We start from the raw sequence: 14249 nt of genomic DNA, 5'->3' as shown, positions 1-14249 counted from the left end.
CTACGCGCGGTGCGCGGGCGGGTGCCCCGACTCGTGCGCGTTGGCATCCGGCGCCACGGGAAGGGCGTGCGACCCCGTGTGGGCCTCCTCGTGGCCGGGCTGACCGGGCTGGCCGGGCTGGCCGGGCTGGCCCGGCTGGCCCGGCTGACCGGCGACCGGGTGCGACCGCTCGAGCTTCGCGCCCTCGACGTCGACGTCCGGCACGATCCGGTCGAGCCACTTCGGGAACCACCACGCGCTCTGGCCGAGCAGGTGCATCGCGGCCGGGATCAGCAGCATGCGGACGACGAACGCGTCGATGAGCACACCGAACGCCAGCCCGAAGCCGATCGGCTTGATGGTGGAGGAGTCCGAGAAGATGAAGCCCGCGAACACCGAGATCATGATGATCGCCGCTGCCGTGACCACCGCGCGACCGGCGTGCAGCCCGCGCTGGACCGCGACCTTCGCCGAGGCGCCGTGGGCGTAGGCCTCACGCATGCCGGACACCAGGAACAGCTGGTAGTCCATCGCCAGACCGAACAGGATGCCGATCTCGATGATGGGCAGGAAGCTCAGGATCGGCGCCGGGTCGTGCACGCCGAACACGGAGCCGAGCCAGCCCCACTGGTAGATCGCGGTCAGGCCACCGAACGACGCCATCACGGACAGGATGAAGCCCGCCGTCGCCGTGATCGGGACCAGGAAGGACCGGAACACGATGATCAGGATGATGAGCGACAGGCCGACGACCACCACGAGGTAGAGCGGCAGGACGTTCGACAGCTTCTCGGACACGTCGATGTTGGCGGACGCGTTGCCCGCGACACCGAGCGTGACCGTGCCGTCGTCGGTCGTGACGGTCTGCTCGCGCAGGTCCTTGACCAGGCTCTCGGTGGAGATGCTGTCGGGACCGCCGCCGGGCTTCACCTGGAATGCGATGATGTCGCGGTCCGACGAGGTACCGATCGGCAGGACGGCCTTGACGTCGTCGTTCTTCGCCAGGGCCTCGCCGATGGTGACCTCGGTCGCGGTGACGTCGGACTTGCTGATCGACTCCGGCAGGGTCGCGACGACGAGCAGCGGGCCGTTCTGGCCGGCACCGAACTCCTCGTCGAGGGCCTTGTACGCCTTGTACTGGCTCGAGTCGACGGACTCGGACGCACCGGTCGGCAGGCCGAGGCGCATCTGCGTCGCCGGGAGTGCGATGACACCGAGCACGGCGACACCGGCGACGAGCGTGACGATCGCGCGCCAGGTCTTCATCGGCTTGTTCGGCACCCGGGTCGAGCCGGTGTTGCCGATCTTCGCGCGCTCCTTCTTCCGCAGGATCCGCATCCCGATCAGGGAGAGCAGCGCCGGGGTGAACGAGGTGGCGATGAGGATCGCGAAGAACACCGCGACCGCACCGACCGTGCCCATGAGCCCGAGGAACGGGATGCCGGTGATGTTCAGCGCGAGCAGCGCGACGATGACGGTCGCACCGGCGAACACCACGGCGTTGCCCGAGGTGCCGTTCGCGAGGCCGATGGACTCGTGCACCTGCATGCCCTGCTTCAGCTGGGTGCGGTGTCGGTTCAGGATGAAGAGCGAGTAGTCGATGCCGACCGCCAGGCCCAACATCACCCCCAGCACCGGCGTGACCGAGATGAACTCGACCAGGCCGGAGAACGACAGCGAGGCAAGTGACGCCACGCCGACGCCGAGCACGGCGCTGACGAGCGGGATCGCCGCACCGATGACGGTGCGGAGCATCAGGAAGAGCACGAGCGCGGCGATGATGACGCCGACGATCTCGCCCGGGCCGAGGATCGACGGCACGCCCTGCGCGATGTCGTTCGACACGTAGACGTTCACACCGCTGATGTCGGCCGAGTCGGCGTCGTCCGCGATGGCGGTCTTCGTGTCGGCGGGGACCTCGTAGGTCGACTTCGTGAACTGGACCGTGCCGATGGCGGCGCTGCCGTTCGACGACACGAAGCGGACGTCCTTCGACAGGTCGAGGAGCTTCGAGCCCTGCTCCAGCTCGTCGGCGCTGTCGTCGAGCTTCTTCGTGTTGGCGTCGATCGTCTTCTGCGCGTCGGCGATCTGCTGCTCACCGGCGTCGATCTGCGCCTGCTGGGCGTCGATCTGGGCCTGCGCCTGCTGGAGCTGCGCCGCTGCGGCCTGCGCCTGCGCTGCGGGGAGCGCTGCGCCGGCGGCCTCGCCCTGGGCCTTCTGGGCGTCGAGCTGCGCCTGGGCGTCCTCGATCTGCTGCTTGCCGGAGGTCAGCTGCGCCTTCTGGGCGTCGAGCTGGTCCTGGCCGGTCTCGAGCTTCGCGCGGCCGTCGGTGATCTCCTTGCGGCCGTCGACGATCTTCTGGCGCTGCTCGTCGAGCTGGTCCTGGGTGTCGAAGCCGCTCGTCGCGCCCTTGACGCCGTCGAGCTTCTCGACCTTGGTCAGGAAGTCCGCGACCTCCGACTTCTGCGCGTCGGTGAACGCCTTGCCGTTCGTCGTCTCGAAGACGATCGTGCCGTTGCCGCCGTTCGCCGACGGGAACTTGTCGGCGAGCTCGTCCTGCACCTGACTGGTCTTGGTGTTCGGGATCGAGATCGCCGACGAGATCGTGCCCGAGAACAGGCTGTAGGTGACGCCGGCGACGGCCATGATCACCACCCAGGTGATGATCACGAGCCAGTGGCGTCGTGCGGAGAACCGTCCGAGACGGTAGAGGAGACCGGCCATGCGGTTGCCCCGTTCCTTTCGTTGCAGGTGCTGTGTGGAGCGGGGTGCGCCGGTGGACCCCTGGGGAGGGAAGTGTCAGTCGGTGGGCATGTAGCCGCTGCGGACGCTGTGCACGAGTCGTGCCAGCAGGGCGTCCCAGTCGGCGACGGACTGCTCGTCGATCGCGGGGCCGGAGGTGGCCAGCCAGTGTTCCGCGATCACGACGATGCCGCTCATGAGCGACTCGACGAGCAGGGCGGCGTCGAGGGGATCCGCCGCCGGGTAGCGGCGTGCGACCTCGTCGCGGAGTCGTTCGGTGACCCGCGAGAACGCCGTCTGGGTGAGGACCGCGGCCTTCGGGTCGTCCTTGCCCGGGTCGCCGAGGATCCGGTACATGCTCGAGATCGCGGCTGCCAGGTCGGCTCCGCGTGCGGCGGACTCGAGCTCGTCGAACATCGAGGCCCGGCTGCCGTCACCGATCGGCGTCCGCGCCATGTCGACCAGGAACCGGTCGATGATCACGGACAGTTCCTGCTCGCACACGGCCAGCAGGACCTCGTCGAGCGAGGCGAAGTGGTTGAACACCGTCCGCCGCGCGATGTCGGCCCGTGCTGCCAGGTCGTCGACGCTGAACTCACGGCCGCCGCGTTCGTCGACCAGGTCGCGTGCGGCCTGCAGGATCGCCGCACGGTGCTTCGCCTTGAGGGCGGCGCGGCGGTCGGTCGTGAGGGTCACGAATGAGAACACTAGGTGCATCGATGCACTCGGTGCAACGACCAGGAGTACATCTTCAGGTTCGTACCCCGCGGTGGAAACTCGGTTCTGAACAGATGTGCGCATGGTTGACTGCACCCAGCACGACCGCCGGTGCGACCGGCGGCGCGACCACCAGAACGACCGCCGTACGAAGGAGTACCCGATGCCCGTCCGCCTGTCCCCGGAGACCCTCGACGAGATCGCCGCGAGCGGTGTCGCCGTCCCGACCTACGACCGCAGCGGGATCACCGCCGGCATCGTGCACTTCGGCGTCGGCGGCTTCCACCGCGCGCACCAGGCGATGGTGATCGACCGGCTGCTCCAGCAGGGCGAGGCGCGCGAGTACGGCATCTGCGGCGTCGGTGTCCTCGAGCAGGACCGCCGGATGGCCACGGCCATGGCGGAGCAGGGCGGGCTCTACACGCTCGTCCTCAAACACCCCGACGGCACCCGCGAGTCCCGCGTCGTCGGCAGCATCGTCGACTACCTGCTCGCCGTCGACGACCCGGACGCCGTCGTCGAGAAGATGGCGCACCCGGACACCAGGATCGTCAGCCTGACCATCACCGAGGGTGGCTACAACTTCGACCACGTCACCGGCGAGTTCGTCGCGGACGAGCCCGGCGTCGCGGCCGACCTGCGCGGCGACGGACCGCCCCGCACGGTGTTCGGCCTGGTCGTCGAAGCCCTGCGCCGACGGCGTGACCGCGGCGAGCAGCCGTTCACCGTGATGTCCTGCGACAACATCCAGGGCAACGGCCACGTCGCCCGCGACATGTTCACCGCCTACGCACGCCTGCAGGACCCGACGTTCGCCGACTGGATGGACGAGCACGTGTCGTTCCCGAACTCGATGGTCGACCGCATCACCCCGGTCACCGCCGACGAGGACCGCGCCTGGGTCCGCGACGAGCTCGGTATCGAGGACGCCTGGCCCGTCGTCGCCGAACCGTTCTTCCAGTGGGTGCTCGAGGACGACCACCCCGCCGGCCGTCCGCCGTACCAGGACGCCGACGTGCAGATCGTCGAGGACGTCGAGCCGTACGAGCTGATGAAGCTCCGGTTGCTCAACGCCTCGCACCAGGGCCTGTGCTACTTCGGGTACCTCTCGGGGTACCGCTACGCGCACGAGGCCACGCAGGACCCGGCGATCGCCACGTTCCTGCGCCGCTACATGGACGAAGAGGGCTCGCCGACCCTGCACCCCGTGCCCGGCATCGACCTCGAGGACTACAAGTCCACCCTCATCGAGCGCTTCCAGAACCCCGAGGTCCGCGACACCCTGGCCCGGCTCTGTGCCGAGTCGAGCGACCGGATCCCGAAGTGGCTGCTGCCGGTGGTCCGCGACAACCTCGCCGCCGGCCGGCCCGTCACGCTGTCCGCCGGCATCGTCGCGTCGTGGGCGCGCTACGACGAGGGCACGGACGAGTCCGGCGAGCCGATCCAGATCGTCGACCGCCTGGCCGAACCGCTGCACCGCATCGCCCTCACCCAGCGCGACGACCGGCTCGCCTTCATCGCGAACCGGCAGGTCTTCGGCGACCTGATCGACGACGACCGGTTCGTCGCGGCGTACCGCGACGCCCTCGACGGGCTCATCGCCGACGGCGCCCACGCCACGGTCGAACGCTTGTCGCGTTCCTGACGCGAGTCGCGCCCTGCGCGTGACCAGACGGCGGACGGGAGGCCCGGTGCCAGCTGGCACCGCGCCTCCCGTCCGGTGCCCGGTCGCGTCACGGGCTAGGGTCGCGTCGTGAACCGGACCGACCGCCTGTACGCGCTCGTCGAGGAGCTCCGCGCCGCGGCGCCCGCGCTGCGGAGCGCGCGACGACTCGCCGAGCGGTTCGGAGTCAGTGTGCGCACGGTCGAGCGGGACCTGCTGTCCCTGCAGCAAGCCGGGGTGCCGATCTGGGCCGAGCCGGGGCGGACCGGCGGGTACACGATCGACGTCCGTGCGACGCTCCCGCCGCTTGGACTGACCGCTGACGAAGCGCTCGCGGTGGCGATCGGCCTCGGCACGCTCGGCTCCAGCCCGTTCCGCGACGCGGCGCGCAGCGCTGCCCGCAAGGTCACCGCGGTGCTCGCCGAGGACGACGCCCGACGGGCAGCGCGACTTGCGAGCCGCGTGCACCTGCTCGAGTCGGGGGAGCGCACGCCGGCTCCCACGGCGCTCGCCGGTGCGCTGACGGGCGGGCGCGTCGTCCGGATGCGGTACCGCGACGCAGCGGGCGCGGAGACCGATCGCGTCGTCGAGCCGCTCGGGTACATCGGGAAGGGCGAGGACTGGTACCTGGTCGCGTGGTGCCGGTTGCGCGACGGCGTCCGGGCCTTCCGCGGAGACCGGGTGCTGGCGGTCGAGGAGACCGACGAACAGGCTCCGCCCCGGGTGGTCCACCTCGACGAACTCGACATCCCGCACGGCGTCCTGCGCCCCGTGCTCGGAGACCTGCTCGGGGACTGAACCGCCAGATCCGCCTGCTCACTCGCCGAAACACCGACAGGACGGTGTCGCGGTGGTCGCGCATGCTCGACGAGTCCGGTCACGGTGGCCGGCCAGGAGGGCTTCCCATGCAGTTCGCATCCATCCGGATCATCACCGACGACCTCGACGGGATGGTGCGGTTCTACGAACGCGTCACCGGGACCGAGGCGCGGCGGCCCGCACCCGTCTTCGCCGAGATCGTGACCGGCGGCGCCGTGCTCGCCCTCGCGACCCCGGCGACCGTGGCGATGCTCGGACCGGCCGCGCCGGAGCCCCGCACGAACGGCGGGGTGTTCCTCGAGTTCGTGGTGGACGACGTCGACGCCGCGTTCGCGGGGTTGCGTGGTGCCATCGACGACGTGGTGCTGCCGCCGACGACGATGCCTTGGGGCAACCGGTCGGCGCTGTTCCGTGACCCTGACGGCAACCTCGTGAACCTCTTCAGCCGCCCCGCTTGACCGTGTATTCTGTCAGTCACTGACAGAATCGAGTGCACATGCAGCTCCACGTCGAGACCCACGGTCACGGCCCGGTCCGGGTCGGACTCGTGCACGGCATCCTCGGTTCGGCGCTGGTGTGGCGCGACCTCGTGTCCCACGCCGATCCGGACCGGTACACGTTCCTCGTGCCGGACCTGCGGGGTCACGGCGAGAGCGACCGCGCGGCGTCGTGCACACTCGCCGCGTTCGCCGACGACCTCGCCGAGACGCTGCCGCAGGGGCTCGACGCCGTCGTGGGACACTCGCTCGGCGGGCGGGTGCTGTTCGACGCCGTCGACCGGTTGCGCCCGGCCCGCGCGGTGTACCTCGACCCCGGCTTCCACCTGCGGGCACCGGGGCGGAGCGTGCTCGGGCGGGCGTTCTGGGCGCTGCCCGGGCTGCAGCCGTTGCTCGTGCAGGCCTACGACCGCACCGATCCGCGGTGGGGGCCGGCGAACGTCGCCCGGGCCGAGGAGAGCCATCGGCACTGGGACCGCACGATGCTGCGCGACGTCCTGCGAGCGGTCGCGACGACACCGGTCGCTCCGGCGGCCCCGTTCGTGCCGTCGACGCTCGTGCTCACCGACGACGGTCGACACGTCGTGCCCGCGGCCGAGGTGCCGGTCTACGAGCGCCTCGGGTGGGACGTCGAACGGGTGCACGGCGTGCACCACGACCTCGCGATGGAGGACGCCGCGCGCACGATGCGGCTCCTCGACGACGTGCTCGGCGGGGCGCACGCATGAGCGTCACCACGGTGTTCGGCGGGGTGTCCAACGTCCTCGTCTCCGACGGCACGACCTCGCTGCTCGTGGACGGCTTCTTCAGTCGTCCCTCGTTCCCACGGCTGATGCTCGGCCGGCTCCGACCGGACGTCACCCGGATCGAGGACGCACTCGCACGGTTCGACGTCGACCACCTCGATGCCGTGCTCGTCTCGCACTCGCACGCCGACCACGCCCTCGACGCGCCCGTGGTCGCGGACCGGACCGGGGCCGAACTCGGCGGCTCGGCGTCCACCCGGATGATCGCCACCGGGTACGGGCTCGACCGCGTGCCCTTCCGGGAGCTCCACGACCGCGAGTCGTTCGCGGTGGGGGCCTTCACGGTCACGCCGCTGCACGCGCTGCACAGCGACGGCGATGCGGTGCCGGGCGAGATCACCGAGCCGGTCACCCTGCCGGCCCGGATGCGCGACTTCCGTACCGGCGGGTGCTCCTCGTTCCTGTTCGAGCACCCGGACGGATCGGTGCTGGTCCACCCGACGGCGAACTTCATCCCCGGAGCGTTCGCGGGGCTCCACGCCGACACCGTCTACCTGGGTGCGGGCGCCGCCGGTGCGAAGCCGACGGCCTGGATCGAGCAGTACTGGCAGGAGACCGTCGGCGCCCTGCGGCCGAGCGTCGTCCGACCGGTGCACTGGGACGCGTTCTGGCGTCCGTTGACCCGTCCGCTCAGGCCGCTGCCGAAGAAGCTCGACCGCCTCGACGTCACGATGCGCGCGTTCACACGCCTGGCGGACGCCGACGGTGTCGACCTCCGGCTGCCGGAGCTCTGGCAGCGCGAGACCGTCTCCGCGCGGTCGGCGTCGTGACCGGGGTCCGGGCGCAGAACCGCCGGGCGACGGAGCGTGCCGTCGAGGACGCCGCGGTCGCGCTGGTCGGCGCGCGCGGGTTCGACGTCGTCACCGGGGCCGAGATCGCGACCGCGGCCGGCATCACCGAGCGCACGTTCTTCCGGTACTGCGCTTCGAAGGTCGACGCGTTCCTGTTCGTCTCGCGCGACGTCCACGACGCCGTCACCGCCGCCGTGACCGCCCCGGTGCCGTTCGATGCGTTGACCGAGGTGATCGCCGAGGTGCTCGTGACGTTCGAACGCGACCGCCCCGACGACCTCGACCGCCTGGTCCGGGTGCGCGCGCTGCTCGTCGCCGATCCGGTGCTGCTGTCCGCGGTCCTCGAACGGGACGCCGCGCAGACGCTGGAGCTGCACCGTGCGTGGGGCGGCGCCGATCGGTTCGCGGTGCCGTTGGCCCTGCTCGCGCTGCGCGCCGCGTTCGACGAGTGGGCGGAGCGCCGCGCGGGGGAGTCGCTCAGCGCGGCGTTCCGTCGGACCTGCGCCGCGCTGCGGAGGGCGGCGACTGGCGGCTGATCGCGCGTCATGCCGTGGACGCAGCCACCAGGCGGACGGGAGGCCCGTGGCGGGCGTGACCCGAGCCTCCCGTCCGCTCTGGACCGTGACGCGCGCCGCGCCGCGTCAGTCGTCAGGAAGCACGTCGTCGTCCCACGGCACCGGCGTCGTCTCGCCCGTCTCCCAGTCGTGGCGCAGGATCCCGTAGCCGACCGACGCCACCGCGCGGCCGCCCTCGATCGGCCATCCCTCGCGGTAGTGCGCCTCCTTCACCCAGCCGGCACGCACGAAGACCCGGCGCATGGCCGTGTTGTCCTCGCGGGTCTGGCCCTCGAAGCGGGTCACCGACGGCAGAATGCCGAAGACGTGGTCGGTGACCGCGCGAAGCGTCGGGACGCCGAGTCCGCGGCCGCGGAACGCGCCGGCGATGCGCAGGTCGAAGAGCGGGACCGGGTCTTCCAGATCCTCCAGCCGGACGAACCCGATTCGGCCGTGCTCCGTGTGGTCGACCCAGTACGAGTCGTGCTCGTCGTCGCGGTAGGAGCCGGACGCCACGGCCTCGACGGCCTCCGCACGGGTCCACGACCGCCGCACGTGGAAGGGGAAGTCCTCGGTCGACAGGAAGTCGACGAGGGCATCGTGGTCGATCCCGATCGGGTCGAGCCGGGTCAGCCGGACGGAGCGGTCGGTCATCGCGCCACGCTAGCGGGGCTGCAGCGTGGTGGCCCAGCGTCCGATCGCGTCGTACGCCTGCTCCCGCACGTCGGGCGCGGACAGCACCACGTCGTGCACGGCTCCCGGCAGTCGGCGGACCGTCACCTCGTTGCCGAGTGACAGGGCTCGGTGGGCCACCGTGTCGACGTTCAGCGCGACGTCGGCGTGTGCCATGCCGGGGTCCCACCGGGGTTGCAACATGCTCTTGTCGCTGAGCATGACCAGGACGGGGACCTGGATGTCGAGCCCGTGCTCGACCGTCTCCTGCCCCGCGAAGACCGCCGCGAGCCAACCGGGGTGCAGGGGGAACCCGCGTTCCGGCCGCCACTGCTGGTCGTACGTCCACGAGCCCTCGCCCGCGGCCGACACGGTGCGCGTGTAGAAGCCGGGATCGACGGCGGGCATCGGGGCGAGGGGGTTCCGCTTGGCGCCGAGCTTGATGACGGGTGCGACGATCGCCCGGCCCACGGCGGTCGCCTGGAACTCGAGCCACGGACTGTTCAGGACGATGCCGTCGACGAGTTCGGGGTGGCGCGCAGCCCACAGCGACAGCGTCAGCCCCCCGGTGGAGTGCCCCATCAGCACGAGCCGCCGCTCGCCGGGGCCGGGGTGCTCGGCCGAGACGGCGTCGAGCGCTGCGGCGATGTCCTCGTCGTACACCGCCAGGTCGTCGACGTTGCCCGGGGTCTGGTGGGGGCGGAGGCTCCGGCCGTACTTCCGCAGGTCCAGCGCGTGGAAGCGGGCCCCGAGCCGTTCGATCCGCTCCGCCAGCTCGGTCTGGAAGAAGTAGTCCGACCACCCGTGCACGTACAGCACGTCAGCGCCGTGCAGCGGCCCGCGCCCGTGCAGCAGCAGGTCCGTCGGGGTGTGCCGACGACGGACGAGGGTGGCGACGACCGGCCCCTCGGAGTCGGAGCCGAGCGGCAGTTCGAGTCGCTCGTAGGGCGCTCCGAGGACGTCCTCGTGCCACCGCTGGACGACCATGACCCCACCGTATCCGGCACCGCTGCGGGTGGTACCGGGGTACCACGGTCGCTCCGCGGAGATCGTCTGCGACGGCGATGTGGCGGACCCGGCCGTCTCCGTACCGTTGCCGCATGATCGAGATCCAGAACCTCTCCAAGCGCTACGGCGAGAAGGTCGCCGTCGACGACGTGTCCTTCACGGTGCGCCCCGGCGTCGTCACCGGCTTCCTCGGTCCGAACGGCGCGGGCAAGTCCACCACGATGCGCGCCGTCGTCGGACTCGACCGGCCGACCTCGGGCACCGCCCACGTCGACGGACGCCCCTACCGCGAGCTGCGCGACCCGCTGCGTCGCGTCGGCGCACTGCTCGAGGCCAAGGCGGTCCACAAGGGACGCAGCGCCTTCGACCACCTGTCGGCGCTCGCCGCGACGCACCGGATCCCGACGGCCCGGGTGCACGAGGTCATCGGGATGACCGGTCTCGAGAACGTCGCGAAGAAGCGCGTCGGCGGGTTCTCGCTCGGCATGGGGCAGCGGCTCGGGATCGCGGCGGCACTGCTCGGCGATCCGCAGACGCTGATCCTCGACGAGCCGGTCAACGGCCTCGACCCCGAGGGCGTCGTGTGGGTGCGTCGACTCGCCCGCAGCCTGGCCGCCGAGGGGCGTGCGGTGTTCATCTCGAGCCACCTGATGAGCGAGATGGCCCTGACCGCCGACCGCATCGTCGTGATGGGTCGCGGGAGGGTGCTCGCGGACATGGACATCGCGGACCTGGTCGCCGCCGCCACGGAGCGGTCGGTCACCGTGCGGACGCCGGAGCCCGAGCGGCTCCTCGACGCGATCGCCGGACCGGACGTCACCATCGGCTACGAGGGCGACGGGTCGCTGCAGGTCCGTGGCCTCGGCGCCGAGCAGATCGGCGAGGCGGCGGGTGCTGCGGGGATCGTCCTGCACCAGCTGGCCACCACCGAGGCGAGCCTGGAGCAGGCCTACCTCGAACTCACGCACGACCAGGTCGAGTACCGATCGGAGGTGGCCCGGTGAGCGCGGTCACGAGCGACACCCTGCCCCGGCACGACGGAGCCGGCAGCCACACGTCCGGCGTCCACTTCTCCGGCGTCCTGCGCTCGGAGTGGATCAAGCTCCGCTCGCTGCGGTCGACGGCGTGGAGCTTCCTGCTGGTGCTCGTCCTGCCGATCGGCATCGGTGTGCTCCTGGCGGCCTTCGCGGACAACGGCGGTCAGGGGCTCTCGGGTGACGCGGCTCGGAACGCGTTCGTCCTCTACAGCACGAGCGGCACGATGCTCTCGTCGCTGATCGTCGCGGTGATCGGCGCCCTCGTCGTCACCGGCGAGTACGGCACCGGCATGATCCGCTCCTCGTTCGCGGCGGTCCCACGGCGGTCGGTCGCGCTGGCGGCGAAGGCGATCGTCCTCGCCGTGGCCGTCTTCGTCACGAGTGCCGTGAGCGTCTGGGCCACCGCGTTCACCACCCTGCCCATCGCCGCGGGACGGAACGTCGAGGCGTCGCTGGACGCGAGCGTCGCGATGCCGCTGCTGGGCGCCTCCGTCTACCTGACGCTCATCGCGCTGCTGGCCTTCGCGGTCGGCGTGGTCCTGCGCTCCACAGCTGGCGCGATCGCCGGGGTCCTCGGCCTGATGCTGGTCGCCCCGGTCGTCGTGCAGCTGGTGCAGTCGTTCACCGGGGCGGACTGGCTCGGCACGCTGACCAACCTGCTGCCGCAGAACGCGGGCCAACCGCTCATGCAGTTCGGCACCGAGGTGACGTCGGGGTGGCACGACGGCGTCCTAGCCTTGGGGGGATGGAGCGGATTCGCGGTACTGCTGGCCTGGGTGGTCGTCGCCTCGGTGACGGCGCTCGCCCTGGTCGAGAAGCGGGACGCGTGACCCCTGCCGACCTCGCCCCCGGTGCCGTCCAGGACGGTGCCGGGGGCATCGCCCTGCCCGACGCACCCGGCCGGCTCCGGCGGTTCTGGGCACGCCACCCGGTCATGACCGACGCGCTGCTCATGGTCTTCTGGGGTGCGATCGAGGTCGTCGTCGCGTTCCGGAGTGCGTGGCAGGTCGACGGGAGCCCCGCCGCGCGGGGCACGGTCGTCGTCCTCGTGGTCATCGCCGTCTCCGGCATCCCGCTCCGGCGCACGCACCCCGCGGTGACGGCGGTGCTCGGGCTCGCGTCCGTCGTCGCGATGACGTGGACGGAAGCGGGGTACTCGCCGGTGCTCTTCACCGTGTACGCCGCGACCGCGTGGTGGTCGCGTGCCGCCGGGTGGTGGACGGGCGCGGTCGCCGTCGTGCTGGCGGCGGGGGCGACGGCGCTGCGCGTCTTCGTGGTCGCGCCGGGGTCCGGAGGACTCGCGGACGTCCTGTACCCGCAGCCCACGACGTTCCTGCTGGCAGCGGTCCTGATCGGGGTCAACGTGTCGAACCGCCGTCGCTACACGCAGGCGCTCATCGACCGCGCGCACCAGCTGGCCCGGGAGCGTGACCAGCAGGCGCAGCTCGCCACCGCCGCGGAGCGGGCCCGGATCGCGCGGGAGATGCACGACATCGTGTCGCACTCGCTCACGGTGATGGTGCGGCTGGCCGAGGGCGCGGCGGCCGGGGCGTCCGCTGGTGCACCCGCCGGTTCGGCGGGGTCCGCTGCCGCTGCCATGCGCGGTGTCGCCGACGTCGGCCGTGGCGCGATGGGCGACATGCGCCGCATGCTCGGGGTGCTCGGAGGCGACGGCGAACCCGCGCTCGCGCCGCAACCGGGCATCCACGACGTCCCGCAGCTCGTCGACCGGTTCCGCGCGCTGGGCGCCCCCGTCGCCCTCGAACTGGTCGGCGTCGTCCCCGACGACGACGCCCTGCAGCTCGCCGTGTACCGGGTCGTGCAGGAGGGCCTCACCAACACCGCCCGGCACGCGCAGCACGTCCGATCGGTCGACGTCCGCGTGGCCGCGTCCGCCACCGAGGTCACCGTGGTCGTCACCGACGACGGACGGACAGGAGGCCCGACTCGGCCGGGCGGATCGGCCCACGCCCCAGCGGGGTCGGGTCGAGGGCTCATCGGGATCGACGAGCGCATCCGTGCGCTGGGTGGGCAGGTGCGCGCGGGCTCCCGCGACGGCACCGATGGTTGGCAGATCCGGGCGACGATCCCGGTCAGGACGGAGGACCGGTGATCCGCGTGGCGATCGTCGACGACCAGCAGCTCATCCGGACGGGGTTCCGACTGCTGCTCGAGGCACAGTCCGACATCGAGGTCGTCGGTGAGGCCGGCGACGGCGGTGCGGGTGTTCGGCTCGTGCGTGCCCTGCGTCCGGACGTCGTGCTGATGGACGTCCGGATGCCCCACGTCGACGGCGTCACGGCGACGGCCGCGATCGTCGAGCAGGTCCCCGAGACCCGGGTGCTCGTGCTGACGACCTTCGACCTGGACGAGTACGCGTTCGGTGGCCTGCGTGCCGGGGCGAGCGGGTTCCTGCTCAAGGACGTCAGTGCCGCGCAGCTCCTCGACGCCGTCCGGTCCGTGGCAGCGGGCGAGGCCGCGGTCTCACCGCGGGTGACGCAGCGGATGCTCGAGCTCTTCGGCTCCGTGCTGCCGGACGACCGGCCAGCGGGTCCGGACCCGCTGGAGCCCCTGACCCCGCGGGAGCGCGAGGTGCTGCTCGCGATGGCCCGCGGGTTGTCGAACCCCGAGATCGCCGCACACCTGGTGACGAGCGAGTCCACGGTCAAGACCCACGTCGGGCGGGTGCTCGGCAAACTGGGCCTGCGCGACCGGGTGCATGCGGTGATCTTCGCCTACGAGCACGGTCTCGTGCCGCGGTCCTAGCTGCGCGGGGCCCTCGCGAAGAACAGGGTGATCGCGCCGAGGGCGATGGACGCGACGATCAGCACCCAGGCGAGCACGGGGATCAAGCCGTCCCACGGTGTGAACAGGAGCACGATGCCGATCACCAGCACGACGGCGGCGGCGATCAGCACGAGGCGGTGCGGTCTTGCCGGGTGGGTTCTGGTCACAGGTGCACCG

At 71.5% G+C, this 14249-nt stretch carries 15 protein-coding genes; 10 read left to right on the top strand and 5 right to left on the bottom strand.

The genetic code is table 11. The features are described 5' to 3' along the window. Positions 1 to 2703: an MMPL family transporter gene (locus ITJ69_RS18355; protein ID WP_194673610.1), complete on the bottom strand. Its 2703-nt coding sequence runs from the start codon at positions 2701 to 2703 to the stop codon at positions 1 to 3. Between the two features lie 75 nt (positions 2704 to 2778). Then, the gene (locus ITJ69_RS18350; RefSeq protein ID WP_194673609.1) at positions 2779 to 3417 is read right to left on the bottom strand and encodes a TetR/AcrR family transcriptional regulator; all 639 of its coding nucleotides are present in this window, start codon (positions 3415 to 3417) and stop codon (positions 2779 to 2781) included. Positions 3418 to 3601: 184 nt separating this feature from the next. On the opposite strand from ITJ69_RS18350, the gene ITJ69_RS18345 reads away from it, so the two are divergent. The 6 genes from ITJ69_RS18345 to ITJ69_RS18320 all read left to right on the top strand — a co-directional run bounded on the left by ITJ69_RS18345 (position 3602) and on the right by ITJ69_RS18320 (position 8550). Then, positions 3602 to 5083 carry a mannitol dehydrogenase family protein gene (locus tag ITJ69_RS18345; RefSeq protein ID WP_194673619.1) on the top strand — a complete coding sequence of 494 codons (1482 nt, stop codon included), beginning with the start codon at positions 3602 to 3604 and terminating at the stop codon, positions 5081 to 5083. Positions 5084 to 5191: 108 nt separating this feature from the next. Next, a complete protein-coding gene (locus ITJ69_RS18340; RefSeq protein WP_194673608.1) occupies positions 5192 to 5899 on the top strand; it encodes a helix-turn-helix transcriptional regulator in 708 nt (235 codons plus the stop codon). Between the two features lie 107 nt (positions 5900 to 6006). Further along, positions 6007 to 6378, top strand: a complete 372-nt coding sequence (locus tag ITJ69_RS18335) for a VOC family protein (RefSeq protein ID WP_131921502.1) — start codon at positions 6007 to 6009, stop codon at positions 6376 to 6378. A gap of 38 nt (positions 6379 to 6416) precedes the next feature. Then, the gene (locus tag ITJ69_RS18330; protein WP_194673607.1) at positions 6417 to 7145 is read left to right on the top strand and encodes an alpha/beta fold hydrolase; all 729 of its coding nucleotides are present in this window, start codon (positions 6417 to 6419) and stop codon (positions 7143 to 7145) included. Next, positions 7142 to 7993: an MBL fold metallo-hydrolase gene (locus tag ITJ69_RS18325; RefSeq protein WP_194673606.1), complete on the top strand. Its 852-nt coding sequence runs from the start codon at positions 7142 to 7144 to the stop codon at positions 7991 to 7993. Before ITJ69_RS18330 ends, ITJ69_RS18325 begins: the two co-directional genes overlap by 4 nt. Further along, positions 7990 to 8550 (top strand): TetR family transcriptional regulator, encoded by a 561-nt coding sequence (locus tag ITJ69_RS18320; RefSeq protein ID WP_194673605.1) that lies wholly within the window; start codon positions 7990 to 7992, stop codon positions 8548 to 8550. The genes ITJ69_RS18325 and ITJ69_RS18320 overlap by 4 nt, the downstream gene beginning before the upstream one ends. A 105-nt stretch (positions 8551 to 8655) precedes the next feature. On the opposite strand, the gene ITJ69_RS18315 is transcribed toward ITJ69_RS18320, so the two are convergent. Beyond that, the gene (locus tag ITJ69_RS18315) at positions 8656 to 9222 is read right to left on the bottom strand and encodes a GNAT family N-acetyltransferase (RefSeq protein WP_194673604.1); all 567 of its coding nucleotides are present in this window, start codon (positions 9220 to 9222) and stop codon (positions 8656 to 8658) included. Positions 9223 to 9231: 9 nt separating this feature from the next. Next, positions 9232 to 10227 carry an alpha/beta hydrolase gene (locus ITJ69_RS18310; protein WP_159572306.1) on the bottom strand — a complete coding sequence of 332 codons (996 nt, stop codon included), beginning with the start codon at positions 10225 to 10227 and terminating at the stop codon, positions 9232 to 9234. Positions 10228 to 10340: 113 nt separating this feature from the next. Between ITJ69_RS18310 and ITJ69_RS18305 the strand changes: the two genes are divergently transcribed. The 4 genes from ITJ69_RS18305 to ITJ69_RS18290 are packed head-to-tail and all read left to right on the top strand — an operon-like array spanning position 10341 to position 14051. After that, the gene (locus ITJ69_RS18305) at positions 10341 to 11252 is read left to right on the top strand and encodes an ABC transporter ATP-binding protein (protein WP_131880578.1); all 912 of its coding nucleotides are present in this window, start codon (positions 10341 to 10343) and stop codon (positions 11250 to 11252) included. Continuing rightward, entirely contained in the window at positions 11249 to 12115 is an 867-nt protein-coding gene (locus ITJ69_RS18300; protein WP_194673603.1) for an ABC transporter permease subunit, read from the top strand. The genes ITJ69_RS18305 and ITJ69_RS18300 overlap by 4 nt, the downstream gene beginning before the upstream one ends. Then, positions 12112 to 13398 carry a sensor histidine kinase gene (locus ITJ69_RS18295; protein WP_194673602.1) on the top strand — a complete coding sequence of 429 codons (1287 nt, stop codon included), beginning with the start codon at positions 12112 to 12114 and terminating at the stop codon, positions 13396 to 13398. The genes ITJ69_RS18300 and ITJ69_RS18295 overlap by 4 nt, the downstream gene beginning before the upstream one ends. Further along, on the top strand, positions 13395 to 14051 hold the full coding sequence (locus tag ITJ69_RS18290; RefSeq protein ID WP_123938331.1) for a response regulator: 657 nt from the start codon (positions 13395 to 13397) through the stop codon (positions 14049 to 14051). Before ITJ69_RS18295 ends, ITJ69_RS18290 begins: the two co-directional genes overlap by 4 nt. On the opposite strand, the gene ITJ69_RS18285 is transcribed toward ITJ69_RS18290, so the two are convergent. Next, on the bottom strand, positions 14048 to 14239 hold the full coding sequence (locus tag ITJ69_RS18285) for a hypothetical protein (protein WP_123938330.1): 192 nt from the start codon (positions 14237 to 14239) through the stop codon (positions 14048 to 14050). The genes ITJ69_RS18290 and ITJ69_RS18285 overlap by 4 nt on opposite strands. Positions 14240 to 14249 lie beyond the last annotated feature (10 nt).

Origin of the sequence: Curtobacterium sp. VKM Ac-2887 (assembly GCF_015350935.1) — a bacterium.
Taxonomy (GTDB): domain Bacteria; phylum Actinomycetota; class Actinomycetes; order Actinomycetales; family Microbacteriaceae; genus Curtobacterium.
This window is presented reverse-complemented; position numbering and strand designations above follow the sequence as displayed.